Genomic DNA, 1056 nt, shown 5'->3' with positions numbered 1-1056 from the left:
CTTAGATTAACAAATGAAGTGCAATTTCAAAGAGCAGGTGAAAAAGAAGCCTAGATGCGCTAGCATCAAAGCTACTATCCACCGCCAAAGTGAGATTGCAACCATGAGCTATACCCATCTAAGCCTAGGGGAACGATATCAGATTTATGCCCTTAGAGGGGCACAACATAGTATTAAATTTATAGCAGGGGCGTTAGGCAGAAGTCCAAGCACCATATCAAGAGAGCTTAGACGCAATAAAAGCCTACGAGGGTACCGAGCAAAGCATGCAGACAACACAGCTAAAGCGAGGCGAGCAAATAATGCCTTCACCATCATTTTAAACGTCTGGGACTGGGTAGTGACTAAGCTTAAACTGCAGTGGAGTCCTGAGCAAATAGCAGGCGTTCATAGTGGAGTCAGTCACATGAGTATCTATCGTTACTTATGGACTGATAAGAGGCAAGGCGGCACGCTATGGCAATATTTAAGACGCAAAGCCAAACCCTATCGTCAAAGGCTTACCACTGAGACTCGTGGGCGTATTAATGACAGGATCTCAATTCATGAGCGCCCTCATGTAGTAAAAGAGCGATCCCGCATCGGTGATTGGGAAGCGGACACCATCATTGGTCAAAACCACAAACAAGCTATCGTGACAGTAGTAGAGCGAAAGACAGGTTTGGTTAAGATGAAGCGAGTGACTAAAAAGAGTGCTCATCTGGTCGCGGATGCGATGGTCGTTATGCTAACTCCAGTGAGACTACACGTTAAGACGATTACGTCCGACAATGGCAAGGAATTTGCGGATCATAAAGCTATTAAGCAAAGACTCTATAGTGGGTTCTACTTTGCTGATGCTTATGCCTCATGGCAACGAGGAACAAACGAAAATACCAATGGCTTGATTAGAGAGTACTTGCCTAAAGGATGTGATTTTAGACAAGTATCTGATGATGAGGTTCAAAACATTGAAGACAGATTAAACAACAGGCCAAGAAAGCGTTTGGGGTTTAAAACGCCAAGCCAGGTGTTTTATTTCATTACTTAGCGTTGCACTTGGTGTGTTAATCTAGG

Annotated in this window: 1 protein-coding gene; it reads left to right on the top strand. The window is 44.1% G+C overall.

The window, feature by feature from the left end; all coding sequences use genetic code 11:
- The first annotated feature begins 103 nt into the window (after positions 1 to 103).
- The gene (locus JMX82_RS14150) at positions 104 to 1030 is read left to right on the top strand and encodes an IS30 family transposase (RefSeq protein ID WP_201541005.1); all 927 of its coding nucleotides are present in this window, start codon (positions 104 to 106) and stop codon (positions 1028 to 1030) included.
- Positions 1031 to 1056: the final 26 nt, after the last annotated feature.

The sequence above is a fragment of the Psychrobacter sp. 1044 genome (assembly GCF_904846525.1).
Classification (GTDB): domain Bacteria; phylum Pseudomonadota; class Gammaproteobacteria; order Pseudomonadales; family Moraxellaceae; genus Psychrobacter.
The sequence above is the reverse complement of the archived record's forward strand: the minus strand, read 5'-3'. Positions and strand labels throughout refer to the sequence as shown.